Raw genomic sequence first — 22,028 nt, 5'->3', positions numbered from 1 at the left:
CGATGAAAATCGGTGTAATCGGTGGCGGCCAACTGGGCCGCATGCTGGCCCTGGCGGGTACCCCGCTGGGGATGAACTTCGCTTTCCTGGACCCGGCGCCGGACGCGTGCGCGGCTGCACTGGGTGAACACCTGCGTGCGGACTACAGCGACCCGGACCATCTGCGCCAACTGGCCGACGAAGTCGACCTGGTGACCTTCGAGTTCGAAAGCGTCCCGGCCGAAACCGTGGCATTCCTCTCGCAGTTCGTGCCGGTGTACCCGAGCGCCGAAGCCCTGCGCATCGCTCGCGATCGCTGGTTCGAGAAGAGCATGTTCAAGGACCTGGGCATCCCGACCCCGGCCTTCGCCGATATCCAGTCCCAGGCCGACCTCGACGCTGCGGTGGCCAGCATCGGCCTGCCGGCCGTGTTGAAAACCCGCACCCTGGGTTACGACGGCAAGGGCCAGAAAGTCCTGCGCACCGCCGCCGATGTGGTCGGTACCTTCGCCGAGTTGGGCAGCGTTGCCTGCCTGCTGGAAGGCTTCGTGCCGTTCACCGGCGAAGTCTCGTTGATCGCCGTGCGTGCCCGTGATGGCGAAACGCGCTTCTACCCGCTGGTGCACAACACCCACGACAGCGGCATCCTCAAGCTGTCCGTGGCCAGCACCGACCACCCGTTGCAGGCCCTTGCGGAAGACTATTCCAGCCGGGTGCTCAAGCAGCTGGATTATGTCGGCGTGATGGCATTCGAGTTCTTTGAAGTCGACGGTGGCCTCAAGGCCAACGAAATCGCGCCGCGTGTGCACAACTCCGGGCACTGGACCACCGAAGGCGCCGAGTGCAGCCAGTTCGAGAACCACCTGCGGGCAGTGGCCGGCTTGCCGCTGGGCTCCACGGCCAAGGTCGGCGAGAGCGCCATGCTCAACTTCATCGGCGTGGTGCCGCCGGTTGACCGCGTGATCGCCATCGATGACTGCCACCTGCATCACTACGGCAAGGCCTTCAAGGCCGGGCGCAAGGTCGGCCACGCCAACCTGCGCTGCAAGGACCGTGCGACGCTGCAAGCGCAGATCCTCAAGGTCGAAGCGCTGATCGCCGAGCAATAACCCAAGGATCGGCGGGAACCATTGGTTGCCGCCGTCTCTCTGATTGCAGGATGGCGAAGCCTGACTAGGCTTTGACATGACTCACATTCAATCAGAGGGAAATGCCATGGGTATCATCGGAACCATCTTCATCGGCTTGATCGTCGGCCTGCTGGCGCGTTTCCTCAAGCCAGGCGATGACAGCATGGGCTGGATCATGACCATCCTGCTGGGTATCGCAGGTTCGCTGGTCGCCACCTACGGTGGTCAGGCCCTGGGCATCTACCAGGCGGGCCAGGGCGCAGGCTTCATTGGCGCGCTGATCGGTGCCATCGTGTTGCTGGTGATCTACGGCCTGCTGCGAAAAAAATGATTTAGCTTCATGGCCCTCTGCGCTGCGCAGGCGCGGAGGGCTAGAATGCCGACACTGTTAACCTTGTCGAGCCTCTCCATGCGCCGTCTTCTGTTCACTCTTCTGTTACTGGGCTCCGGCCTGGCCCACGCCGGCGAACTGCCGGAAACCGACTGGCTCGACCTGATGCCGCTGTCGGACCAGAAAGCCCTCGAAGCGATGCCCGAGATCGATCACAACTCCCCCGAAGCCCAAGGCACGTTCACCGACAAAGGTGGCTTGAAGCAGAGCAAGGGCTTGCCGGCTGTGATGTATTCGACCAAGACCGTGGCCGCCATGAATGGCAAGAACATCCGCATCGGCGGTTACCCAGTGCCGCTGGAGACCGACGCCAAGGGTCGCAGCACGCTGTTTTTCCTGGTGCCCTACCCAGGCGCCTGCATCCACGTGCCGCCACCGCCACCCAACCAACTGGTGCTGGTGCGGTATCCCAAGGGCTTGAAGCTGGATGATATCTACACGCCGCTGTGGGTCACGGGCACGTTGAAGGTGGAGAAGGTCAACAATGACCTGGCCGATGCGGCCTATGCACTGGATGCGGGGAAGGTGCGGGTGGTGAAGGAATCCGACCTCTAGACACCGCGAAACCCGTAGGCGCTGGCAAGCCAGCTCCTACGGGTTCGGGTTTACAGGGCTAGCGCTTTGATGCTCACACCCAGGGTATGACTTTCGCCCGGCGCCAGGCTCACCACATCATCCAGCACATTCGCCGTCTCGATGCACAGCATGCCTGTCCACCCATCATCGGCCATGTCATCAAACGCCTTGGCGCGTTCGGTCCAGGGGTTCCAGATCACCGTCGACTTCGAGCCCTCGGCGGTGAGTTGGATGCGGCGCTGCCAGTCTTTGTCGACAATAGTCAGCTGGGGCGGCGTGTCGAGGTAGATGCGATCCGTCTCGGCGGTGAAGTGCAGCAGGCCCGATTGCGTCTTCTCGGTCCAGCCGTCGGCGGTATCGATGTACGCCAGACCGTCCAGGCCTTCGACCTGCACGTTGCGCACATCGCTCACGGCGAAGTAGGTGTGCAGCGCCTGGCTGAGCGTCACGGTATCAGTGCCGCGGTTGTGGCTGGTCAGGTGGATATGCAGTTGGTCGTCCAGCCGCAGGCTCAGTTTCAGGTCGACCTGATGCGGCCAGCCGGGGAAGCCTCCCGCAGGCACCGGCAACACCAGGTCGACCCGCAGCGTTTCGCCTTCGAGTTCCGTCGCGGCCAGTTCCCACAGGGCGGTGCGCACAAAACCGTGGGCGCCGGCGGGCTGGTCACTCTGGCGCATTGCCTTGACGCTTTGCGGATTGCGGTCAAACACGCCAAACCATGGCCAGCACACCGGAACGCCGGTGCGAATGCCTTTGCCTTGCTTGAACACCGCCTCAGGATTCGGCCAGATCAGCGGCTGCTCGCCTGCGCGTTGGTAACTGAAGATGTGCGCGCCTTGTCGGGCGACTTTCAATTCGGCGCCGTTGTGGCGAATGTGCCAGCAATCCAGCTCGTCGATTTTCACGGTTTCAACGTGGGGCGTAGGCATACACAGCACTCTTTATGGCAGGCAATGGGGCAATTGACCGTCAAAACCCGATGAGGTTTAACGCGCGCGCGACGGGACCGAACGCGTGCGGCCGCTGCCATCGATGGCGACGAACACGAACACCGCCTCGGTGACCTTGCGCCATTCGCTGGACAGCGGGTCATCGCTCCACACTTCGACCATCATCTGGATCGAGCTGCGGCCGATTTCCAGGGCCTGGGTATAGAAGGAAAGCTGCGCGCCCACCGCCACCGGGACCAGGAACGCCATGCGATCAATCGCCACGGTGGCCACGCGGCCACCCGCGACCTTGCTGGCCATGGCGGTACCCGCCAGGTCCATCTGCGCGACCAGCCAGCCGCCGAAGATGTCGCCGAAACCGTTGGTTTCACGCGGGAGGGCGGTGATTTGCAAGGCGAGATCGCCTTGCGGGATAGGATCTTCTTGTTCGAGTTCGATCATGCCGAGGGTGCCTCTGACCCGTGACGCTTCATGGGTATTTCAAGTGGATAGCCGTCTTCTGGAAAAACGTTTCAGCACCAACATACACCGCGTGATGCGTTTCTCGTAAGGCGTACTAAAAGGGAAACTCTGCCAAATCGGCTGGATGGCACCCAACGACGTTTTGGCACAGCAGCCCCTCAAGACTGGGGTTCTGCGCTTGCAAGGGCCGAGTATATCGAGACACATGCGCCACGACGACCTCTGGGCACTCATTTGGTCGGCAATTCGCGGCTGTATCGCGGCTTTTTCCGGCAACTGTGCTTCTGATTGCGGTTAATGTGCGGTCACCGGGGATAATTTGCCCACTGGAACTGTTATCAGCTCACCGCTGTGCTTTTCCAAGCGATTTGCTATCTTGCCGAACCCGCCCTGGCGCAGCCAGCACCCCGGATCTGCCGTCCTGACTAATAAGAGAAGCCTTGCCATGTCCTCCGTGCCCGCAAGCAGTGCGCAACCTTCGCGCCCGCTGACCCGCAACGACTACAAAACCCTGTCGCTGTCTGCCTTGGGCGGGGCGCTGGAATTTTACGATTTCATTATTTTCGTGTTTTTCGCCACCGTGGTCGGAAAACTGTTCTTCCCCGTGGACATGCCCGAATGGCTGCGCATGATGCAGACCTTTGGCATCTTCGCCGCCGGCTACCTGGCGCGTCCGTTGGGCGGCATCATCATGGCGCACTTCGGTGACCTGCTGGGCCGCAAGAAGATGTTCACCCTGAGCATCTTCATGATGGCCGTGCCGACCCTGATCATGGGCCTGCTGCCGACGTACGCGCAGATCGGCCTGTGGGCGCCGATCCTGTTGCTGCTGATGCGCGTCATCCAGGGCGCGGCGATTGGCGGCGAAGTACCGGGCGCCTGGGTGTTCGTTTCCGAGCACGTGCCACCGCGCCATATCGGCTACGCCTGCGGCACCCTGACCAGCGGCCTGACCGCCGGGATCCTGCTGGGCTCGCTGGTGGCCACCGCAATCAACACTATCTATAGCCCGGAGCAGGTCTCGGATTACGCCTGGCGCATCCCGTTCCTGCTCGGCGGTGTGTTCGGCCTGCTGTCGGTGTACCTGCGCCGCTGGCTGCATGAAACGCCGATCTTCGCCGAGATGCAGCAACGCAAGACCCTGGCCGCCGAGCTGCCGTTGCGCGCCGTGCTGCGTGATCACCGCAGTGCCATCGTGTTGTCGATGCTGCTGACCTGGCTGCTCTCGGCCGGCATCGTCGTGGTTATCCTGATGACCCCGACCGTGTTGCAGACCGTCTATCACTTCAGCGCGACCGTGGCGCTGCAGGCCAACAGCCTGGCAATCGTCACATTGAGCCTGGGCTGCATCGCCTCCGGCGCGCTGGCCGACCGTTTCGGCGCCGGGCGTGTGTTGATCTTCGGTTGTGCCCTGCTGCTGGCGACCTCCTGGACGCTGTACCACAGCCTCATCGCCCACCCCGACTGGCTGTTCCCGCTGTACGCCTTGACCGGTTTGTTCGTCGGCACCATCGGCGTGGTGCCGTATGTCATGGTCAAGGCCTTCCCGCCGGTGGTGCGTTTCAGTGGGTTGTCGTTCTCCTATAACGTCGCCTACGCCATATTCGGCGGCCTGACGCCGCTGGCGGTGTCGCTGCTGATGAAGGAAAGCCCGATGGGCCCGGCCTACTATGTTGCTGTCCTGTGCGTGATGGGGATGGTTGTGGGTGGGTTCCTGTGGAAGCGCGGGCGCTAAGACCCGCCCGATCACCCAGTGTGGCGAGGAAGCTGGCTCGCGCAGCGGCCCTGAAAAAGGCAGTGCTGCGCAGTCCTGCGGGAGCAGGCTGCCTCGTCACAATTCAATGTTTCTGCCTTCGTAGCCTGCGCTCCTCTCGATAGTGGCCTTTCATCTAATTGTCACATTGCAGACATAGAGTGTTCACACGGCCTCTCGATACTTGGCCCCGATCCAACTATCCCTATCTGCTAGGAGCAAGGCATGAAACTGAAGCGTTTGATGGCGGCAATGACTTTTGTCGCTGCTGGCGTTGCGACCGCCCACGCGGTGGCCGCTGGTGTTGACCCGGCAATTCCGGCTTACGCCAAGACCACTGGCGTATCGGGCAACTTGTCCAGCGTTGGTTCCGACACTCTGGCGAACCTGATGACTTTGTGGGCTGAGTCCTACAAAAAGGAATACCCGAACGTCAACATCCAGATTCAAGCTGCCGGCTCCGCTACTGCGCCACCTGCGCTGACTGAAGGCACCTCCAACCTGGGCCCGATGAGCCGCAAGATGAAGGACACCGAACTGGCGGCCTTCGAGCAGAAGTACGGCTACAAGCCAACCGCTATCCCGGTTGCCGTGGATGCCCTGGCGGTATTCGTGCACAAGGACAACCCGATCCAGCACCTGACCATGGAACAAGTCGATGCGATTTTCTCCTCGACGCGTCTGTGCGGTGGCAAAGCCGACGTGAAAACCTGGGGTGACCTGGGTGTGACTGGCGACCTGGCCAACAAGCCAGTGCAATTGTTCGGTCGTAACTCGGTATCCGGCACCTACGGCTACTTCAAGGAAGAAGCCCTGTGCAAAGGCGACTACAAGCCAAACGTGAACGAACAACCGGGCTCGGCGTCGGTCGTGCAGTCGATCAGCTCCTCGCTGAACGGCATCGGTTACTCGGGCATCGGCTACAAGACCGCCAGCGTGAAGACCGTGGCCCTGGCCAAGAAAGGCAGCACTGACTACATCGAAGACAGCGAAGAAAACGCCCTGAACGGCAAATACCCGCTGTCGCGTTTCCTCTACGTTTACGTCAACAAAGCCCCGAACAAGCCTCTGGCCCCGCTGGAAGCCGAGTTCGTGAAGCTGGTTCTGTCCAAACAGGGCCAGGAAGTTGTAGTGAAAGACGGCTACATCCCACTGCCAGCCAAAGTTGCCGCCAAGGCCCTGGCTGACCTGGGTCTGAAAGAAGGCAACTGATTGCCTCTGCGGGGCCGGCCTGCCGGCTCCGCATCCGAATTTTCTAGTCCGCTGCCAGCTTTGCTTCGCGGCGGACTTGTTGCGTCACTGCACTGTCATCTTTCTGTCATACAGGATCGCTAGGGTGTGCGCATGAATGATCTGGCCAATTCCACCATGACGACGACTTCCCCTCCCAAGCGCATTGATTTCAATACGCCTGAGCTGCAACGCAAGCGCCGCATCCGCGCCCTCAAGGATCGCCTGACCCGTTGGTACGTGCTGGTAGGCGGCCTCGCCGTCCTCGGCGCCATTACCCTGATCTTCTTCTTTCTGGCCTATGTCGTCGCGCCACTGTTCCAGGGCGCCTCGCTGACCAAGGAAGACGCCCTGACCCCGGCCTGGATCCAGGACGCCGGCAAGCCGCTGATGATCTCCCTGGAAGAACAGAACCAAGTCGCCATGCGGGTTTCCGACAAGGGCCAGGCGCTGTTCTTCAACGTCGAGACCGGTGCCGAGCTCAAGCGTGTCGACCTGCCACTGCCCGCCGGCACCCGTGTTGCCTCCATCGGTGAAGACCAGCCCGGCAGCCCGCTGGTGATCCTCGGTTTGTCCAATGGCCAGTCCCTGGTGTTCCGCCACACTTATAAGGTGTCCTACCCGGACGGCAAGAAAACCATCACCCCGGCGATTGAATACCCTTACGGCGAAAACCCGATCGTGCTCGACGACGCCGGTCGCGCGCTGGAGCATGTGGCCCTCAACGCCACCGACTCCTCCCTGGTCGTTGCAGGCTCCGCCGGTTCGCACTTGAACGTGCTGACCCTGAGCCGTGAAGAAAACATGATGACTGGCGAAGTCACCAGCGAGCAGAAGCGCATCGAGCTGCCGCAGATGACCGAGCCGGTGAAGGCAATTTTCATCGATCCGCGCCAGCAGTGGCTGTACGTGATCAACGGTCGCGCGCTTGCGGATGTCTTCAGCCTGCGCGACAACAGCCTCAACGGGCGCTACAAATTGTCGGAAGATGGCACTGCCGAAATTACCGCCAGCACCCAGTTGGTGGGCGGCATCTCGCTGATCATCGGTAACTCCAAGGGCGGCCTGGCCCAGTGGTTCATGGCCCGTGACCCGGATGGCGAGCAGCGCTTCAAGCAGATCCGCACGTTCCAGATGGGCACGGCGCCTATCGTCGAGATTACCGCCGAACAACGTCGCAAAGGCTTCACCGCCCTGGATGCGTCCGGCAAATTCGGCGTGTTCCACAGCACCGCGCACCGCACCTTGCTGGTGGACCCGGTGGTCGACGGCCAGGGCGTGTTCGGCATGTCGCCACGCGCCAACCGCGTGATCGTCGAAGCCGGCGGCAAGTTGCAGCCGCTGGTGCTGGACAACCCGCACCCGGAAGTGTCCTGGAGCGCGTTGTGGAGCAAGGTCTGGTACGAAAACTACGACGAGCCTAAATACGTCTGGCAATCGACCGCCGCCAACACCGATTTCGAACCCAAGATGAGCCTTGCGCCGCTGACCTTCGGCACCCTGAAGGCCGCGTTCTACGCGATGCTCCTGGCCGCGCCACTGGCGGTTGCCGCCGCGATCTACACCGCCTACTTCATGGCCCCGAGCCTGCGCCGCAAGGTCAAGCCGGTGATCGAGCTGATGGAAGCGATGCCGACGGTGATCCTTGGCTTCTTCGCTGGCCTGTTCCTGGCGCCGTATGTGGAAGGGCACCTGCCGGGGATTTTCAGCCTGCTGATGCTGCTGCCGATTGGCATCCTGGTGGCCGGTTTTGTCTTCAGCCGCCTGCCTGAGTCGCTGCGCCTGCGGGTGCCGGACGGCTGGGAAAGCGCGATCCTGATCCCGGTGATCCTGTTTGTGGGCTGGCTCTCGCTGTACATGAGCCCGTACCTGGAGACCTGGTTCTTCGGCGGCGACATGCGCATGTGGATCTCCCACGACCTGGGCATCACCTACGACCAGCGCAACGCCCTGGTGGTCGGCCTGGCCATGGGCTTTGCGGTGATCCCGAACATCTACTCGATCGCCGAAGACGCCGTGTTCAGCGTGCCGCGCGGCCTGACCCTGGGCTCGCTGGCCCTGGGTGCCACGCCGTGGCAGACCATGACCCGCGTGGTGATCCTGACCGCCAGCCCGGGCATCTTCTCGGCCCTGATGATCGGCATGGGCCGCGCCGTCGGCGAGACCATGATCGTGCTGATGGCCACCGGTAACACGCCGGTGATGGAGATGAACCTGTTCGAAGGCCTGCGCACACTCGCAGCCAACGTCGCGGTGGAGATGCCCGAGTCGGAAGTCGGCGGCAGTCATTACCGCGTGCTGTTCCTCTCGGCGCTGGTGCTGCTGTTGTTCACGTTCGTCATGAACACCCTCGCCGAGCTGATTCGTCAGCGTCTGCGCAAGAAATACTCGTCGCTTTAAGAAAGGTAGAAGTCTGTGAAACAGAACTCCCTGAATGGATGGTTCAAGAGCGGCGCCCCCGGCGTCTGGATCAGCGGTGGCGCAGTGTCCATCGCGGTCATCATGACCATTGGTTTGCTGGCCGTGATTGCAGTGCGTGGCTTGGGCCACTTCTGGCCGGCCGACCTGATCCAGGCCAACTACGACGTGCCGGGCCAGGCTAACCATATCGTCATCGGCGAAGTGGTGCAGAAAGAAGAAGTGCCGCGCGAGCGCCTGAAAAGCGCGGGCCTGCCGGTGCCGGATGCGGGTCCGGAATTCATGACCCGCGAGCTGATCAAGGTCGGCAACCGCGACCTGAACGGCAATGACTTCACCTGGATTGTCGGCGAGTGGCTCAAGGACCAGACCACGCCGGCGAACTTGATGACCATCGAGCGTCGTGAATGGGGCAACTTCTACGGCACCCTGGTCAACGTCAAGCAGGATGGCAAGGTCATCGCCGAAGGCGACGCCGCTTGGCCGGAGCTGCAGGCGCGGGTCGACCGCGTCAACAAGCTCGCTGCCCAGCTCAAGACACTCGAAAAATCTGACATCGGCGCGATCAACGCCGGGCTTGAACGCATCCGCCTGCATGGCCGCAAACTGGAACTGGAAGGCAAGCTCGACGCCGCCGCCCAGGCCGACATGGACTCCGGTCGCGCCGAGCTGAATGCCCGTTACCAGGACATCGAAGCACGCCTGGCCGACCTGCACGCCCAGTTCAATCGCGATGCCCTGACGGCGCGTGATGCGAACGGCAAGGAAGTCGAAATCGGCATCGGCAAAGTCGTTCACGCCTACCAGCCGAACGCCATGGGTACACTGACCAAGATCGGCTTCTACTTCAGCAAGGTCTGGGAATTCCTCAGCGATGACCCACGGGAAGCCAACACCGAGGGCGGGATTTTCCCGGCTATCTTCGGCACCGTGATGATGACCCTGATCATGGCAATGATCGTCACCCCGTTCGGCGTGCTGGCAGCGGTGTACCTGCGTGAATACGCCAAGCAGAACACCCTGACCCGCGTTATCCGGATCGCCGTGAACAACCTGGCCGGCGTACCGGCCATCGTCTACGGCGTGTTCGGCCTGGGCTTCTTCGTGTATGTACTGGGTGGCTCGGTTGACCGTCTGTTCTTCGCCGAAGCCCTGCCGGCCCCGACCTTCGGTACGCCGGGCCTGCTGTGGGCCTCGCTGACCCTGGCGCTGCTGGCGGTGCCGGTGGTGATCGTGGCCACCGAAGAGGGCCTGGCGCGGATTCCTCGCACTGTGCGCGAAGGGTCCCTGGCACTCGGCGCGACCAAGGCGGAAACGCTGTGGAAGATCGTACTGCCGATGGCCAGCCCGGCGATGATGACCGGCATGATCCTCGCCGTGGCCCGTGCCGCCGGTGAAGTGGCGCCGCTGATGCTGGTGGGCGTGGTGAAACTGGCGCCGTCGCTGCCGCTGGATGGCAACTACCCCTACCTGCACCTGGACCAGAAGATCATGCACTTGGGCTTCCATATTTATGACGTCGGCTTCCAGAGCCCCAACGTCGAAGCCGCGCGGCCGCTGGTGTACGCCACCGCCTTGCTGCTGGTGCTGGTGATTGCCACGCTCAACTTGTCGGCGGTGTGGATTCGCAACCACCTGCGCGAAAAATACAAAGCGTTGGACAGCTAAAGCTATTAGCCACAAGCGGCAAGCTACGAGCCGCTTTTGCCCAAATCTTGCAGCTTGCAGCTAGAAGCTGGCAGCTACGAACGGAGTGAGACCATGCAACACGACACCCATTCCCACGGCATCAACATGTCTGCCCTGGGTCGCGACAAGCAGGGCCTGAACCTGGCCCAGGAAACCGTGGCCATTGAAGTGCCGGGCCTGAGCCTGTACTACGGTGAAAAGCAGGCGCTGTTCGACGTCAGCATGAACATCCCCAAGCAGCGCGTGACGGCGTTCATCGGCCCCTCGGGCTGCGGCAAGTCGACGCTTCTGCGCACCTTCAACCGCATGAACGACCTGGTCGACGGTTGCCGCGTGGACGGCGCCATCAACCTCTACGGCACCAATATCTACCGCAAGGGCGAAGACGTCGCCGAGCTGCGTCGCCGGGTAGGCATGGTGTTCCAGAAGCCCAACCCGTTCCCCAAGACCATCTACGAAAACGTGGTCTACGGCCTGCGCATCCAGGGCATCAACAAGAAGCGCATCCTCGACGAAGCGGTTGAGTGGGCCCTCAAGGGCGCGGCGCTGTGGGACGAGGTCAAGGACCGCCTGCACGACTCGGCACTCGGCTTGTCCGGTGGTCAGCAGCAGCGCCTGGTGATCGCCCGTACCATCGCGGTGGAGCCGGAAGTGCTGCTGCTCGACGAGCCGTGCTCGGCACTCGACCCGATTTCGACGCTGAAAGTCGAAGAGCTGATCTACGAGCTCAAGTCCAAGTTCACCATCGTCATCGTGACCCACAACATGCAACAGGCGGCGCGGGTTTCCGACTACACCGCGTTCATGTACATGGGCAAGCTGGTGGAATTCGGCGACACCGATACGCTGTTCACCAATCCGGCGAAGAAGCAGACCGAAGACTACATTACCGGTCGTTATGGCTAGTAGCGGCAGTTGCAAGCCGCAGGTTTCAAGCGGCAAGTAAAAGCAGCTCAATGGAACGACACACATCAGCTTGCAGCTTCTAGCTTGCGGCTTACAGCTTTTGCGGAGCAAACGCATGATTAGCAAAGAAGGCCTTACCCACCACATCTCCGCGCAGTTCAACGCCGAGCTTGAGGAAGTGCGCAGCCACCTCCTGGCGATGGGCGGGCTGGTGGAGAAGCAAGTCAACGACGCAGTCACCGCGCTGATCGAGGCTGACTCGGGCCTGGCCCAGCAAGTGCGCGAGATCGACGACCAGATCAACCAGATGGAACGCAACATCGACGAAGAATGCCTGCGGATTCTGGCCCGTCGCCAGCCGGCGGCGTCCGACCTGCGTTTGATCATCAGCATTTCCAAGTCGGTGATCGACCTGGAGCGCATCGGCGACGAAGCCACCAAGATCGCCCGGCGCGCCATCCAGCTGTGCGAAGAAGGCGAAGCGCCACGCGGTTACGTGGAAGTGCGCCACATTGGCGACCAGGTGCGCAACATGGTGCGCGATGCCCTCGACGCATTCGCCCGCTTCGACGCCGAGCTGGCGTTGTCGGTGGCCCAGTACGACAAGATCATCGACCGCGAATACAAGACCGCGCTGCGCGAGCTGGCCACCTACATGATGGAAGACCCGCGCTCTATCTCGCGGGTCTTGAGCATCATCTGGGTCCTGCGTTCGCTGGAGCGCATCGGCGACCACGCACGCAATATCTCCGAGCTGGTGATTTACCTGGTTCGCGGGACCGACGTGCGGCACATGGGCCTCAAGCGCATGAAGGCTGAAGTTGAAGGGTCAGCCGATCTAATCCCTAATGTTCCGGGCGAAACTGACGATAAGTAAGGTTGCCCGAGAAATTAACGCCCGGCCCTTGGCCGGGCGTTTTTGTTTGTGGCAGCTGGATTTTTTGCGCGTCGGGTCAAAGAAAGTCCCGCCGTGACTACAGAGTTTTGGCAAAATGCCATCAGTCAGGCGTTCTGCGTGCCGCGGTTTTTATAGGAAATAGGGTCGATGAGTAAAGTCAGTGTATTGGTGGTGGATGACGCCTCGTTTATTCGCGACCTGGTGAAGAAGTGCCTGCGCAACTACTTCCCCGGGATCAAGATCGAAGATGCGGTGAACGGCAAAAAGGCCCAGGCCATCCTGATGCGCGAGACCTTCGACCTGGTGCTGTGCGACTGGGAAATGCCCGAGATGTCCGGGCTTGAGCTACTGACCTGGTGCCGCGAGCAAGCGCACCTCAAGGCCATGCCGTTCGTGATGGTGACCAGCCGCGGCGACAAGGAAAACGTGGTCCAGGCCATCCAGGCCGGGGTTTCCGGCTATGTCAGCAAACCGTTCACCAACGAGCAGTTGCTGAACAAGGTCAAGCAGGCGCTGCACAAGATCGGGCGTCTCGACGCATTGATCGCCAGTGCGCCGACCAAGATGAACTCGGCCTTTGGCAACGACTCCCTCAGCGCCCTGACCGGCGGCAAGCCCGAAGCCGTGCGCGCGGCCCCGGTTGCAGCGGCTGCCCCGGTGCCCAGCAAAGGCCTGCTCAACAGCCCACCGGTGCAAGCGCCTGCCGCCTCGCCGGCGGGTGGTCGTGGCCAGGGCCAATTGCGCCTGTCCAGTGGCAACCAGCAATGTGTGATCAAGGCGCTGAGCATCAAGGAAGCGCTGCTGGTGGTGCGTCGCGGTGAAGTGCTGCCGCAGGTATTGGAAAGTGCCGTGCTCGACCTTGAACAAGGCGACAACGCTGAAATCGCCCGCCTCAATGGCTACCTGCACGCCGTCGTCGCCTTCGAACCCAAGCCTGATAGCGACTGGCTGCAACTGACCTTCCGGTTTATCGACCAGGACGCGCAGAAGCTCGATTACATCTCCCGCCTGATCGCCCGCGGCACCGCGCAGAAGCACTTCGTGCCGGGCGCGTGACCCCCTGAATACCGGAGTCGACCGGTTGTCTGATTCGCGCTCGATGCCCGACGGACAGTCGGTTTTCAGTCGGCGCTCTTGCAGGCTGCACTAAGACTTCGGATCAGCCAGCCCCGTCTTAACCACGTCCTCACTGGCAAGATCGACAAACTGTCTCTGGATGCGCGGGTCAATTTGTCGGCGGCGGCCCGGATAAACGTGGGTATCGGTTTCAACGGACTGCCAGCCTAAAGCTGTCATCAAGCCTTGCTAGCCTGCCGTTCAGTCATCCTGGCAGGTTTGCGTCATGCTCCTTCGCCTATTGCTGTTCTGCATGCTGGCCACGGTCGCCACCTCGACCCTGGCCATGACCCTCTATCAATCCACCGATGCCAATGGCGCGGTGTTTTTCAGCGATCGACATACACCGGGGTCCCAGGCGTTCGTGATCCAGGAACGCAGGGTCGAGCCTGTGCGAAGGCCGCTTTTGCAAAGGCCACGCGCAGTTTACCCACGACCAGCCTACCGCTACCCCTTGCCCTGGCGTGGCGGTCCGTTCCGCCTGACCCAAGGCCCCAACGGCGGCTTCAGCCACACCGACGCCAAGAGCCGCTACGCCATGGACATCGCCATGCCCGAAGGCACGCCAATCATTGCGGCGCGCAGCGGTACGGTAGTGAAGACCGAGAACAGCCAGATCGGGCGCGGTAACGATGCGTCCGGCAATTTCGTGCGCGTGCAGCACGATGACGGCACCCAGGGCGTGTACCTGCACCTCAAGCAAGGGTCGGTCAGCGTGCGGGTGGGGCAGCGTGTCGCGGTGGGAAGCCTGCTGGCGCTGTCGGGCAATACCGGCAACAGCAGCGGCCCGCATCTGCACTTCGTGGTGCAGCAGGGCACCGAGGCCGGGCTGGTGTCGATCCCGTATGAGTTCAACCAGCCCGTCGGTACATTGCCCAACTTCGCCGCGGGACTGTAGAAGCCGGGCTCCTACAGGGGTTTGGGGTGGCTCAGTCCAGCAGCAGGACTTTGGCCAAGACGATCTTCGGCCCTTTCATCTTCTTGATGATGATCCGCAGGCCTTCAACCTCCAGCACTTCTTCCTCTTCCGGCACCCGCTTGAGGGTGTCGTAGATCAGCCCGGCGAGGGTTTCGGCTTCGATGTGGTCGAGGTCGACACCCAGCAGGCGCTCCACCTTGAACAACGGCGTGTCGCCACGCACCAGCAGTTTGCCGGGCTGGTAGGCGAGGATGCCGCGCTCGGCCTTGCGGTGTTCGTCCTGGATATCGCCGACCAGCACTTCAAGCACGTCCTCCATGGTCAGGTAGCCGATGATCTTGCCATCGGCTTCTTCGACCAGGGCGAAGTGCGCGCCGCCTTTGCGGAACTGCTCCAGCAGTTGTGATAGCGGCATGTGCCGCGACACACGCTCCAGCGGACGAGTCAGCTCGGCCAGGTTGAACGATTCGGGAATGTGGTCCAAGGCTGCCAGTTCGAGCAGCAGGTCCTTGATGTGCAGCAGGCCCACGAACTCGTTGCGCACCGCGTCATACACCGGGTAGCGGCTGAATTTGTGGCGACGGAACAGCGCGAGGATTTCCTTCAACGGCGCGTTGAAGTCCAGGGTGACCAGGTCTTCCCGGGAGTTGGCCCAGTCGACCACTTCCAGTTCGCCCATTTCCACGGCCGAGGCCAGCACGCGCATGCCTTGGTCGCTCGGGTCCTGGCCACGGCTGGAGTGCAGGATCAGCTTGAGTTCTTCACGGCTGTAATGGTGTTCGTGATGCGGGCCAGGCTCGCCTTGGCCGGCGATGCGCAGGATGGCGTTGGCGCTGGCGTTGAGCAGGTAGATGGCCGGGTACATGGCCCAGTAGAACAGGTACAGCGGCACTGCCGTCCACAGCGACAGCAGCTCGGGCTTGCGAATCGCCCAGGACTTGGGCGCCAGCTCGCCGACCACGATGTGCAGGTAGGAAATCACGAAGAACGCAGCAAAGAACGACACGCCCTTGATCACTTCCGGCGACTCGACGCCCACGGCGCCCAGCAGCGGCTCGAGGATGTGTGCAAAGGCCGGCTCACCGACCCAGCCCAGGCCCAGGGAGGCGAGGGTGATACCCAGCTGGCAGGCCGACAGGTAGGCGTCGAGCTGGCTGTGCACGGTGCGCAGGATCTGCCCGCGCCAGCCGTTCTTGTGGGCGATGGCCTCGACCCGAGTGGCGCGCAGTTTGACCATGGCAAACTCCGCCGCAACGAAGAAACCGTTGAGCAGTACCAGGATCAGTGCAAAAAGAATCATGCCGAAGTCGGCGAAGAGTGTAGCGAGGGTGATACCAGGGGAAGGGTCCATGATGGGGTTTTGCAGGTTCCGTGTGTTCAATTAGGGGTGGCAGGTGGGCCTGAAAGACAGGCGCAAGTCGGCCAATGTAGCGGCTGACGGGGCGCTTGCCTAGTGCCCACTGCCCGGCGGGACTTGGAATGCCCTCTCCACAACAACACAAATCCAACGTGGGGGCGGGCTTGCTCGCGAATGCAGTGGGTCAGTCAACCCATGTGTCGCTGGCCGACCGCATTCGCGAGCAAGCCCGCTCCCACATTTAGGGGTGTGTCGTTTTCAAGTTACTCATCTGTTCCAACCCCCCGCGAACGGGTTACCTGCGCCGGCGGAAAATGGCAGGTGAACGTACTGCCATGGCCCAGCACGCTGCTGATTTCCAGGCGCGCGCGGTGGCGCAGCAGCACGTGCTTGACGATCGCCAGGCCAAGCCCGGTGCCGCCGGTGTTGGAGTTGCGGCTGGAGTCGACGCGGTAGAAACGTTCGGTCAGGCGCGGCAGGTGCTTGGCGTCGATGCCGATGCCGGAGTCCTGCACGCTCAAGTGCGCGCCGTGCTCGTCGGCCCACCAACGGATGCGGATATTGCCCTTGTCCTGGGTGTACTTCACGGCGTTGAACACCAGGTTGGAAAACGCGCTGCGCAATTCGCCTTCGCTGCCCTTGAGCAGCACGGCCGGATCGGCTTCCAGGGTGATCTGCTGCCCGCGTTGGCCGGAGAGCGCCTGGGCGTCATTCTTGATGGTCTGCAACAGGCTCTGTACGGCCACCGGATGGTTATCCGAGGGGTAGTCGGTGGCTTCGAGCTTGGCCAGCAACAGCAGGTCGTTGAGCAGTGTCTGCATGCGTGAACCCTGCTGCTGCATCTGCTGCAGGGCACGGCTCCAGCGCGGGTTGATCTCGTCGACATTGTCCAGCAGCGTCTCCAGGTACCCGCAGATCACCGTCAAGGGCGTGCGCAGTTCGTGGGAGACGTTGGCGACGAAGTCTTTGCGCATCTGTTCCAACTGGTGGATACGCGTCACGTCGCGCACCAGCATCAAGTGCTCGTTGTTGCCGTAGCGCGTCAGGTACAGCTGGATCCGTACGCGGTCATTGGTGGGCGAGGGGATTTCCAGGGCTTCTTCGTAGTTCTCCTGCTCGAAGTACTCCTTGAAGCGCGGGTGACGCACCAGGTTGGTCACCGGCTGGCCGCTGTCCTGGGGCGTCTTGAGGCCCAGCAGGGTTTCGGCGGCGCGGTTCCACCATTCCAGGTTGCCGTCGCTGTCGAGCATGATCACCGCGTCTTTGAGCGCGGCGGTGGACTCCTGCACCCGGTCGATCACCGCTTGCAGGCGTCCGCGCACCCGTTGGTCGCGGCGTTGCAGGTGGTAGATGCTGTCGAACACCTCGCCCCACAAGCCGTAGCCGTCGGGTGGCGCTTCGTCGGGTTTGTGCTGGCGCAGCCATTCATGCAGGCGCAGCAATTGCTTGAGGGTCCAGCCCAGGTACAAGGCAATGCCGACTGCCAGGCTCCAGCCGTAATAACCACTCACCAGGCCCACCAACAGGCAGCCGGTGATCAGCAAAAGCATGTGGCGGATCAGGGTGCCATGCCAGTTTTGGTTCACAATCGGTCCTTCGGACAGTGAAAATTTTCAAGCTGCAAGCTTCAAGTCAGAGCAGATCAGCTTCTACTTGCCGCTTGTAGCTGAGAGCTTGCAGCTGCTTTCAACCCTTGGTGGAAAACCGATAACCGGTGCCGCGCACGGTTTGTACCAGATTCTCGTAGGCATCGCCCAAGGCTTTGCGCAGGCGGCGGATATGCACGTCCACAGTGCGCTCTTCGACATACACGTTGCCGCCCCACACCTGGTCGAGCAACTGGCCACGGGTGTAGGCACGCTCCTGGTGGGTCATGAAGAATTGCAGCAGGCGGTATTCAGTCGGGCCCATCTCGGCTGGCTTGCCGTCGATGGTCACGCGGTGGCTGATCGGGTCCAGCAGCAGGCCGCCGACTTCGATTGGCGCTTCGCCATCGGTAGGACCGGCGCGCCGCAGTACAGCTTTGAGGCGAGCGACCAGTTCGCGGGGGGAAAACGGCTTGGTGATGTAGTCGTCGGCGCCGACTTCCAGGCCCTGGATCTTGTTGTCTTCCTCGCCCTTGGCCGTGAGCATGATGATCGGGATGTCCCCGGTCAGCTCATCGCGCTTGAGGCGGCGGGCCAGTTCGATACCGGAGGTGCCGGGCAGCATCCAGTCCAGCAGGATCAGGTCCGGCTTGCGGTCGACGATAATGGCATGGGCCTGCTGGGAGTTCTCCGCCTCCAGGCAGTCATAGCCGGCCATTTCCAACGCAACGGCGATCATCTCGCGAATGGGCGCTTCGTCGTCAACGATCAGAATGCTCCTGCCAACCATGCCTAAAATCCTCTTGTCATTTAACTGTCTTGCGCCGCATTAGATAACGGAATTATTGCAGTCGTGTGACAGTAATTTAGTCGCTTGGGCAATTCGCGCCTCTCTGGACTACGCTTTGGGTCCGAATCCTTACAACCAGAAAAGGAAGGTTCCGATGACTTACAGCACAATTTCCTGGAAAGCCCTGCTGGTCACGGCGGCGTTGACGCTGCCGACCCTGGCATTCGCGGCGGAGCCGGCGATGACTAAAGACGGGATGCTTGTCGACCACAAGGGCTTGACCCTCTACACCTTCGACAAGGATGCCGACGGCAAATCCGTGTGCAAGGATCAATGCGCGACCAACTGGCCGCCGCTGAAGGCGGATTCCACCGACAAGTCGACTGGTGATTGGACGGTCATCACCCGTGACGACCAGACCAGCCAATGGGCCTACAAAGGCAAGCCGGTGTACACCTACAAGGATGACAAAAAGGCCGGTGACAAGACCGGTGATGGCAAGGGCGGTGCATGGCACATCATCAAGCCGTAAGGTAATCCTGTCGCGGGCGGGCCTGTTGTGGTGAGCGGGCTTGCCCCGCGTTGGGGCGCGAAGCGGCCCCAGTAGAAACTACTGCGGTATTTCAGAAATAACGCGTCGCCAGGTTTTGGGGGTGCTTCGCGCCCCAACGCGGGGCAAGCCCGCTCGCCACATCAAGCCCCATCGCCCTGACAGCCCGGCTCACCGCAATGCGTAATCCGCCACAATCCCGACAAATATCGCCAACCCGGCCCAGTGGTTGTGCAAGAACGCCTTGAAGCATTTGAGGCGGTCCCTGTCGCGGGTGTACCAGAACTCCCAGGCAAAACAGCCCGCTGCCGCCAACAATCCCAAGTGGAACCAGCCACCCAGCTCAAACCTTGCGCCGGCGAGCAACAGGCACACCAGTGCCAGGCCCTGCAGGGTCAGGATGATCACGCGGTCCGCATCGCCAAACAGAATGGCGGTGGATTTCACGCCGATCTTCAAGTCGTCGTCACGGTCCGTCATTGCGTAATAGGTGTCGTAACCCACCGTCCACAGCAGGTTGGCGATATACAGCAGCCACGCCGTGGCCGGCAGGTGGCCGGTCTCGGCGGTGAACGCCATCGGCATGCCCCAGGAAAACGCCGCGCCCAGCACCACCTGCGGGTAATAGGTGTAGCGCTTCATGAACGGGTAGCTCGCCGCCAAGGCCAGGCCGCCCAGGGACAGCAGGATGGTGGTGGCGTTGGTCAGCAGTACCAGCAGGAAACTGATGCCCATCAGCACCGCGAAAAACACCAGCGCCTCTTTCGAGCTGATCTTGCCGCTGACCAGCGGGCGTTGCTCGGTGCGCTTCACATGGCCGTCGACCTTGCGGTCGGCCCAGTCATTGATCACGCAGCCGCCGGCCCGGGTCAGCACCACGCCCAGCACGAAAATCACGATATTGCCCAAGGACGGCGAGCCCTTGCCGGCGATCCACAGCGCCCACAGTGTCGGCCACAGCAGCAGGTAGATGCCGATGGGCTTGTCCATGCGCGTCAACTGAATGAAATCCCAGGCCCTGGGGTTCAGGCGGTTCAGGGACTTGAGCAGACGTTGGTACATCAGCAGTTCTCCGGATGATCATGCAGCGCCTGCCAGAAGCTCGGCAGGAAGATTTCCGCCACCAACACGCTCAACGGCCCGCGATCAAAGCGCGAGCGACGTGCCCACAGCCCGTCGACCTGGTCCGCGGTGGGCAGCCATGGGCGAGGGTAGCGGCATACTTCGATGGCCTGGCGGGTGAACGCATGGTCGCAGAACAACAGTTCGCCCAGCGAGCGGCTGCCGAGTTCGTCCATGTGCAGCCCGTCGCCCTGCAGTGCGCTGCGGGCCGCGACGCTGCGGGCGAACACCCACGGCTGGCCGTGTCCGCGCAAATACACTTCGCGTACCCAGCCGATCGTGGCCGGGGCCAGGCCCAATGCGGCACATTCATCGTCGCGCAGCGGCTGCCAGCCTTCGAACAGCGGTGTCACGCTGAAGCCGTCGTCGGACAGCCACGTCAGCCTGCGCGTGAGTGAGCCTTCGTCGAACAGCCAATCGAGGGTCAAGGGTGCAGGCGCTGGGACCAGAAGGCTCTGGGTCAGCCATTGGCAAGCATCGGGAAGGGCGGTTGAGTGCGGCACAGTGAGTCAGTATTGGCAGCAAAAGAGGCGGCGAGCTTACCATGGCATCCTGAGCTTTTGCCGGGCGGAACCCGCCGTTTGCGTCGATCATGCTTGCATCTGCCGGCCCCGATCAGTACAAAACGCCCTGAGCCGCACGGCAACGTTGGTCTATCGACCGTCGGCCAAGATGCCTGGACCCTGAGGAAGCAAGTAATGAAGAAGTGGCAATGTGTAGTCTGCGGCCTGATCTATGACGAGAAAGACGGCTGGCCGGATGACGGAATTCTGCCTGGCACCCGTTGGGAAGACGTCCCGGAAGATTGGCTGTGCCCGGACTGCGGCGTGGGCAAGATGGATTTCGAAATGATCGAAATCGGCTGATCTGAACATTTAAGAAACGTACTACAAGGAGAAAGGAATGAACGCACCTGTCGTGATCATCGGCACAGGATTGGCCGGTTACAACGTGGCCCGGGAGTTTCGCAAGCTCGACAGCGAGACCCCGTTGCTGCTGATCACTGCGGATGACGGCCGCTCCTACTCCAAGCCCATGCTCTCCACCGGCTTTGGCAAGAACAAGGAAGCCGATGGCCTGAGCATGGCCGAACCGGGTGCCATGGCCGAGCAACTCAAGGCCGAGGTGCGCACTCACACCCGCGTCAGCGGCATCGACCCCGGCCACAAGCGCCTGTGGATCGGCGAGGAAGCCGTGGCCTATCGCGACCTGATCCTGGCCTGGGGCGCCGAAACCGTGCGCGTGCCGGTCGAAGGCGATGCGGGCGAGTTGGTGTTCCCGATCAACGACCTCGAGGACTACGCGCGCTTTCGGGCTGCCGCTGCCGGCAAGCGCCGCGTGCTGCTGCTTGGCGCCGGGTTGATCGGTTGCGAATTCGCCAACGACCTGATCCTTGGCGGCTATGAAATCGACCTGGTGGCGCCGTGCGAGCAAGTCATGCCGACCTTGCTGCACCCGGCGGCAGCCGCGGCCGTGCAGGCCGGGCTCGAGAGCCTGGGCGCACGCTTCCATCTCGGCCCGGTGCTCAATCGCCTGCAGCGCAGCGCGGACGGCCTGGAAGCGCACCTGTCCGACGGTGAAGTGATCCACTGCGACCTAGTGGTCTCGGCCATCGGCCTGCGCCCGCGCGTCGACCTGGCGGCGGCTGCCGGCTTGCAGATCAATCGCGGGATCATGGTCGACCGCCACCTCAAGACCTCCCACGCCAATATCTACGCCTTGGGCGACTGCGCCGAAGTCGACGGTCTCAACCTGCTGTACGTGATGCCACTGATGAGCTGCGCCCGTGCCCTGGCCCAGACCTTGGCCGGCAACGCCACGGCGGTCAGCTACGGCCCGATGCCGGTCACCGTCAAGACGCCGGTCTGCCCGCTGGTGGTGTCGCCACCGCCACGCGGCACCGAAGGCGTGTGGAGCGTTGAAGGGCAGGGGGCCGACATCAAGGCCTTGTGCCGCGACGCCAGTGGCCGCCTGCTGGGTTATGCCCTGACCGGCAGCGCCGTGATGGACAAACTGGCCCTCAACAAAGAACTTCCGCCTTTGCTGGCGTAAATACCGGTCGTTCTGTCGGAATAAGCACGTTTTTGTGCCCAGAAAGGTCGCCGCGAGACTGGCGGAGCGTGCGAGGGCATGCCATCCTCACTCCCGTCTGCCGCAGAGTAGAGCCTGCGGCGCCTTGGGCGCTGCTCCAGAAGAGAGCAGCACG

General features: G+C 62.1%; 21 protein-coding genes and 1 pseudogene. 15 read left to right on the top strand and 7 right to left on the bottom strand.

What is annotated here, in order from left to right; genetic code table 11:
- Nucleotides 1-2 precede the first annotated feature (2 nt).
- The 3 genes from QMX97_RS00175 (at nucleotide 3) to QMX97_RS00165 (ending at nucleotide 2,055) form a co-directional block, all read left to right on the top strand.
- Nucleotides 3-1,088 (top strand): 5-(carboxyamino)imidazole ribonucleotide synthase, encoded by a 1,086-nt coding sequence (locus QMX97_RS00175; RefSeq protein ID WP_017476761.1) that lies wholly within the window; start codon nucleotides 3-5, stop codon nucleotides 1,086-1,088.
- A 106-nt stretch (nucleotides 1,089-1,194) separates the two neighbouring features.
- Complete coding sequence (locus tag QMX97_RS00170; protein ID WP_010168336.1) at nucleotides 1,195-1,440, top strand: GlsB/YeaQ/YmgE family stress response membrane protein; 246 nt, start codon at nucleotides 1,195-1,197, stop codon at nucleotides 1,438-1,440.
- A 78-nt stretch (nucleotides 1,441-1,518) separates the two neighbouring features.
- Nucleotides 1,519-2,055, top strand: coding sequence for a DUF3299 domain-containing protein (locus tag QMX97_RS00165; RefSeq protein ID WP_017135795.1), 537 nt, complete (start codon nucleotides 1,519-1,521; stop codon nucleotides 2,053-2,055).
- Nucleotides 2,056-2,105: 50 nt separating this feature from the next.
- On the opposite strand, the gene QMX97_RS00160 is transcribed toward QMX97_RS00165, so the two are convergent.
- Entirely contained in the window at nucleotides 2,106-3,005 is a 900-nt protein-coding gene (locus QMX97_RS00160; RefSeq protein ID WP_282395511.1) for a D-hexose-6-phosphate mutarotase, read from the bottom strand.
- A 57-nt stretch (nucleotides 3,006-3,062) separates the two neighbouring features.
- Nucleotides 3,063-3,467 (bottom strand): acyl-CoA thioesterase, encoded by a 405-nt coding sequence (locus QMX97_RS00155; protein ID WP_003176975.1) that lies wholly within the window; start codon nucleotides 3,465-3,467, stop codon nucleotides 3,063-3,065.
- A 466-nt stretch (nucleotides 3,468-3,933) separates the two neighbouring features.
- Here QMX97_RS00155 and QMX97_RS00150 point away from each other — a divergent pair, with 466 nt between their 5' ends.
- The 9 genes and pseudogenes from QMX97_RS00150 to QMX97_RS00110 all read left to right on the top strand — a co-directional run bounded on the left by QMX97_RS00150 (nucleotide 3,934) and on the right by QMX97_RS00110 (nucleotide 14,396).
- Complete coding sequence (locus QMX97_RS00150; protein ID WP_065902562.1) at nucleotides 3,934-5,223, top strand: MFS transporter; 1,290 nt, start codon at nucleotides 3,934-3,936, stop codon at nucleotides 5,221-5,223.
- A gap of 243 nt (nucleotides 5,224-5,466) precedes the next feature.
- Nucleotides 5,467-6,453 carry a phosphate ABC transporter substrate-binding protein PstS gene (locus QMX97_RS00145; RefSeq protein ID WP_065902556.1) on the top strand — a complete coding sequence of 329 codons (987 nt, stop codon included), beginning with the start codon at nucleotides 5,467-5,469 and terminating at the stop codon, nucleotides 6,451-6,453.
- A gap of 384 nt (nucleotides 6,454-6,837) precedes the next feature.
- Complete coding sequence (locus tag QMX97_RS00140; RefSeq protein WP_177343931.1) at nucleotides 6,838-8,871, top strand: ABC transporter permease subunit; 2,034 nt, start codon at nucleotides 6,838-6,840, stop codon at nucleotides 8,869-8,871.
- Nucleotides 8,872-8,886: 15 nt separating this feature from the next.
- Nucleotides 8,887-10,557 carry a phosphate ABC transporter permease PstA gene (pstA, locus tag QMX97_RS00135; protein WP_065902554.1) on the top strand — a complete coding sequence of 557 codons (1,671 nt, stop codon included), beginning with the start codon at nucleotides 8,887-8,889 and terminating at the stop codon, nucleotides 10,555-10,557.
- Between the two features lie 93 nt (nucleotides 10,558-10,650).
- Nucleotides 10,651-11,484 (top strand): phosphate ABC transporter ATP-binding protein PstB, encoded by an 834-nt coding sequence (gene pstB / locus QMX97_RS00130; protein ID WP_065902553.1) that lies wholly within the window; start codon nucleotides 10,651-10,653, stop codon nucleotides 11,482-11,484.
- Nucleotides 11,485-11,599: 115 nt separating this feature from the next.
- Nucleotides 11,600-12,361 carry a phosphate signaling complex protein PhoU gene (phoU, locus tag QMX97_RS00125; protein WP_025856390.1) on the top strand — a complete coding sequence of 254 codons (762 nt, stop codon included), beginning with the start codon at nucleotides 11,600-11,602 and terminating at the stop codon, nucleotides 12,359-12,361.
- Nucleotides 12,362-12,529: 168 nt separating this feature from the next.
- Complete coding sequence (locus QMX97_RS00120; protein ID WP_282395504.1) at nucleotides 12,530-13,438, top strand: response regulator; 909 nt, start codon at nucleotides 12,530-12,532, stop codon at nucleotides 13,436-13,438.
- 81 nt (nucleotides 13,439-13,519) lie between these two features.
- A pseudogene (locus tag QMX97_RS00115) lies at nucleotides 13,520-13,669 on the top strand (XRE family transcriptional regulator); the annotation flags it as partial.
- A gap of 55 nt (nucleotides 13,670-13,724) precedes the next feature.
- Entirely contained in the window at nucleotides 13,725-14,396 is a 672-nt protein-coding gene (locus QMX97_RS00110) for a M23 family metallopeptidase (protein ID WP_282395502.1), read from the top strand.
- A 31-nt stretch (nucleotides 14,397-14,427) separates the two neighbouring features.
- On the opposite strand, the gene QMX97_RS00105 is transcribed toward QMX97_RS00110, so the two are convergent.
- The 3 genes from QMX97_RS00105 to phoB all read right to left on the bottom strand — a co-directional run bounded on the left by QMX97_RS00105 (nucleotide 14,428) and on the right by phoB (nucleotide 18,150).
- On the bottom strand, nucleotides 14,428-15,768 hold the full coding sequence (locus QMX97_RS00105) for a hemolysin family protein (RefSeq protein ID WP_010207573.1): 1,341 nt from the start codon (nucleotides 15,766-15,768) through the stop codon (nucleotides 14,428-14,430).
- A 269-nt stretch (nucleotides 15,769-16,037) separates the two neighbouring features.
- A complete protein-coding gene (phoR, locus tag QMX97_RS00100; protein WP_207200938.1) occupies nucleotides 16,038-17,324 on the bottom strand; it encodes a phosphate regulon sensor histidine kinase PhoR in 1,287 nt (428 codons plus the stop codon).
- Nucleotides 17,325-17,460: 136 nt separating this feature from the next.
- Complete coding sequence (gene phoB / locus QMX97_RS00095; protein ID WP_003176964.1) at nucleotides 17,461-18,150, bottom strand: phosphate regulon transcriptional regulator PhoB; 690 nt, start codon at nucleotides 18,148-18,150, stop codon at nucleotides 17,461-17,463.
- Between the two features lie 154 nt (nucleotides 18,151-18,304).
- On the opposite strand from phoB, the gene QMX97_RS00090 reads away from it, so the two are divergent.
- A complete protein-coding gene (locus QMX97_RS00090; RefSeq protein ID WP_065902547.1) occupies nucleotides 18,305-18,682 on the top strand; it encodes a hypothetical protein in 378 nt (125 codons plus the stop codon).
- A 189-nt stretch (nucleotides 18,683-18,871) separates the two neighbouring features.
- Here the strand turns inward: QMX97_RS00090 and ubiA are convergent, their stop codons facing one another.
- Together ubiA and QMX97_RS00080 are read right to left on the bottom strand one after the other, a co-directional pair.
- Nucleotides 18,872-19,762 (bottom strand): 4-hydroxybenzoate octaprenyltransferase, encoded by an 891-nt coding sequence (gene ubiA, locus QMX97_RS00085; RefSeq protein ID WP_065902545.1) that lies wholly within the window; start codon nucleotides 19,760-19,762, stop codon nucleotides 18,872-18,874.
- Nucleotides 19,762-20,325 carry a chorismate lyase gene (locus QMX97_RS00080; protein ID WP_106802274.1) on the bottom strand — a complete coding sequence of 188 codons (564 nt, stop codon included), beginning with the start codon at nucleotides 20,323-20,325 and terminating at the stop codon, nucleotides 19,762-19,764. Before QMX97_RS00080 ends, ubiA begins: the two co-directional genes overlap by 1 nt.
- Before the next feature lie 195 nt (nucleotides 20,326-20,520).
- Here QMX97_RS00080 and QMX97_RS00075 point away from each other — a divergent pair, with 195 nt between their 5' ends.
- Entirely contained in the window at nucleotides 20,521-20,688 is a 168-nt protein-coding gene (locus QMX97_RS00075; RefSeq protein ID WP_015886569.1) for a rubredoxin, read from the top strand.
- A gap of 37 nt (nucleotides 20,689-20,725) precedes the next feature.
- The gene (locus tag QMX97_RS00070; RefSeq protein WP_065902543.1) at nucleotides 20,726-21,874 is read left to right on the top strand and encodes an FAD-dependent oxidoreductase; all 1,149 of its coding nucleotides are present in this window, start codon (nucleotides 20,726-20,728) and stop codon (nucleotides 21,872-21,874) included.
- The last annotated feature ends 154 nt before the right edge of the window (nucleotides 21,875-22,028 follow it).

The organism is Pseudomonas sp. PS01298, assembly GCF_029959745.1.
GTDB lineage: Bacteria > Pseudomonadota > Gammaproteobacteria > Pseudomonadales > Pseudomonadaceae > Aquipseudomonas > Aquipseudomonas aylmerensis.
The sequence above is the reverse complement of the archived record's forward strand: the minus strand, read 5'-3'. Positions and strand labels throughout refer to the sequence as shown.

Bases quoted from the DNA above. Each gene is read 5' to 3' on its own strand.
- QMX97_RS00175 (WP_017476761.1), top strand. From the start codon at position 3: ATGAAAATCGGTGTAATCGGTGGCGGCCAACTGGGCCGCATGCTGGCC.
- QMX97_RS00170 (WP_010168336.1), top strand. From the start codon at position 1,195: ATGGGTATCATCGGAACCATCTTCATCGGCTTGATCGTCGGCCTGCTG.
- QMX97_RS00165 (WP_017135795.1), top strand. From the start codon at position 1,519: ATGCGCCGTCTTCTGTTCACTCTTCTGTTACTGGGCTCCGGCCTGGCC.
- QMX97_RS00160 (WP_282395511.1), bottom strand. From the start codon at position 3,005: ATGCCTACGCCCCACGTTGAAACCGTGAAAATCGACGAGCTGGATTGC.
- QMX97_RS00155 (WP_003176975.1), bottom strand. From the start codon at position 3,467: ATGATCGAACTCGAACAAGAAGATCCTATCCCGCAAGGCGATCTCGCC.
- QMX97_RS00150 (WP_065902562.1), top strand. From the start codon at position 3,934: ATGTCCTCCGTGCCCGCAAGCAGTGCGCAACCTTCGCGCCCGCTGACC.
- QMX97_RS00145 (WP_065902556.1), top strand. From the start codon at position 5,467: ATGAAACTGAAGCGTTTGATGGCGGCAATGACTTTTGTCGCTGCTGGC.
- pstB (WP_065902553.1), top strand. From the start codon at position 10,651: ATGCAACACGACACCCATTCCCACGGCATCAACATGTCTGCCCTGGGT.
- phoU (WP_025856390.1), top strand. From the start codon at position 11,600: ATGATTAGCAAAGAAGGCCTTACCCACCACATCTCCGCGCAGTTCAAC.
- QMX97_RS00120 (WP_282395504.1), top strand. From the start codon at position 12,530: ATGAGTAAAGTCAGTGTATTGGTGGTGGATGACGCCTCGTTTATTCGC.
- QMX97_RS00110 (WP_282395502.1), top strand. From the start codon at position 13,725: ATGCTCCTTCGCCTATTGCTGTTCTGCATGCTGGCCACGGTCGCCACC.
- QMX97_RS00105 (WP_010207573.1), bottom strand. From the start codon at position 15,768: ATGGACCCTTCCCCTGGTATCACCCTCGCTACACTCTTCGCCGACTTC.
- phoR (WP_207200938.1), bottom strand. From the start codon at position 17,324: ATGCTTTTGCTGATCACCGGCTGCCTGTTGGTGGGCCTGGTGAGTGGT.
- phoB (WP_003176964.1), bottom strand. From the start codon at position 18,150: ATGGTTGGCAGGAGCATTCTGATCGTTGACGACGAAGCGCCCATTCGC.
- QMX97_RS00090 (WP_065902547.1), top strand. From the start codon at position 18,305: ATGACTTACAGCACAATTTCCTGGAAAGCCCTGCTGGTCACGGCGGCG.
- ubiA (WP_065902545.1), bottom strand. From the start codon at position 19,762: ATGTACCAACGTCTGCTCAAGTCCCTGAACCGCCTGAACCCCAGGGCC.
- QMX97_RS00075 (WP_015886569.1), top strand. From the start codon at position 20,521: ATGAAGAAGTGGCAATGTGTAGTCTGCGGCCTGATCTATGACGAGAAA.
- QMX97_RS00070 (WP_065902543.1), top strand. From the start codon at position 20,726: ATGAACGCACCTGTCGTGATCATCGGCACAGGATTGGCCGGTTACAAC.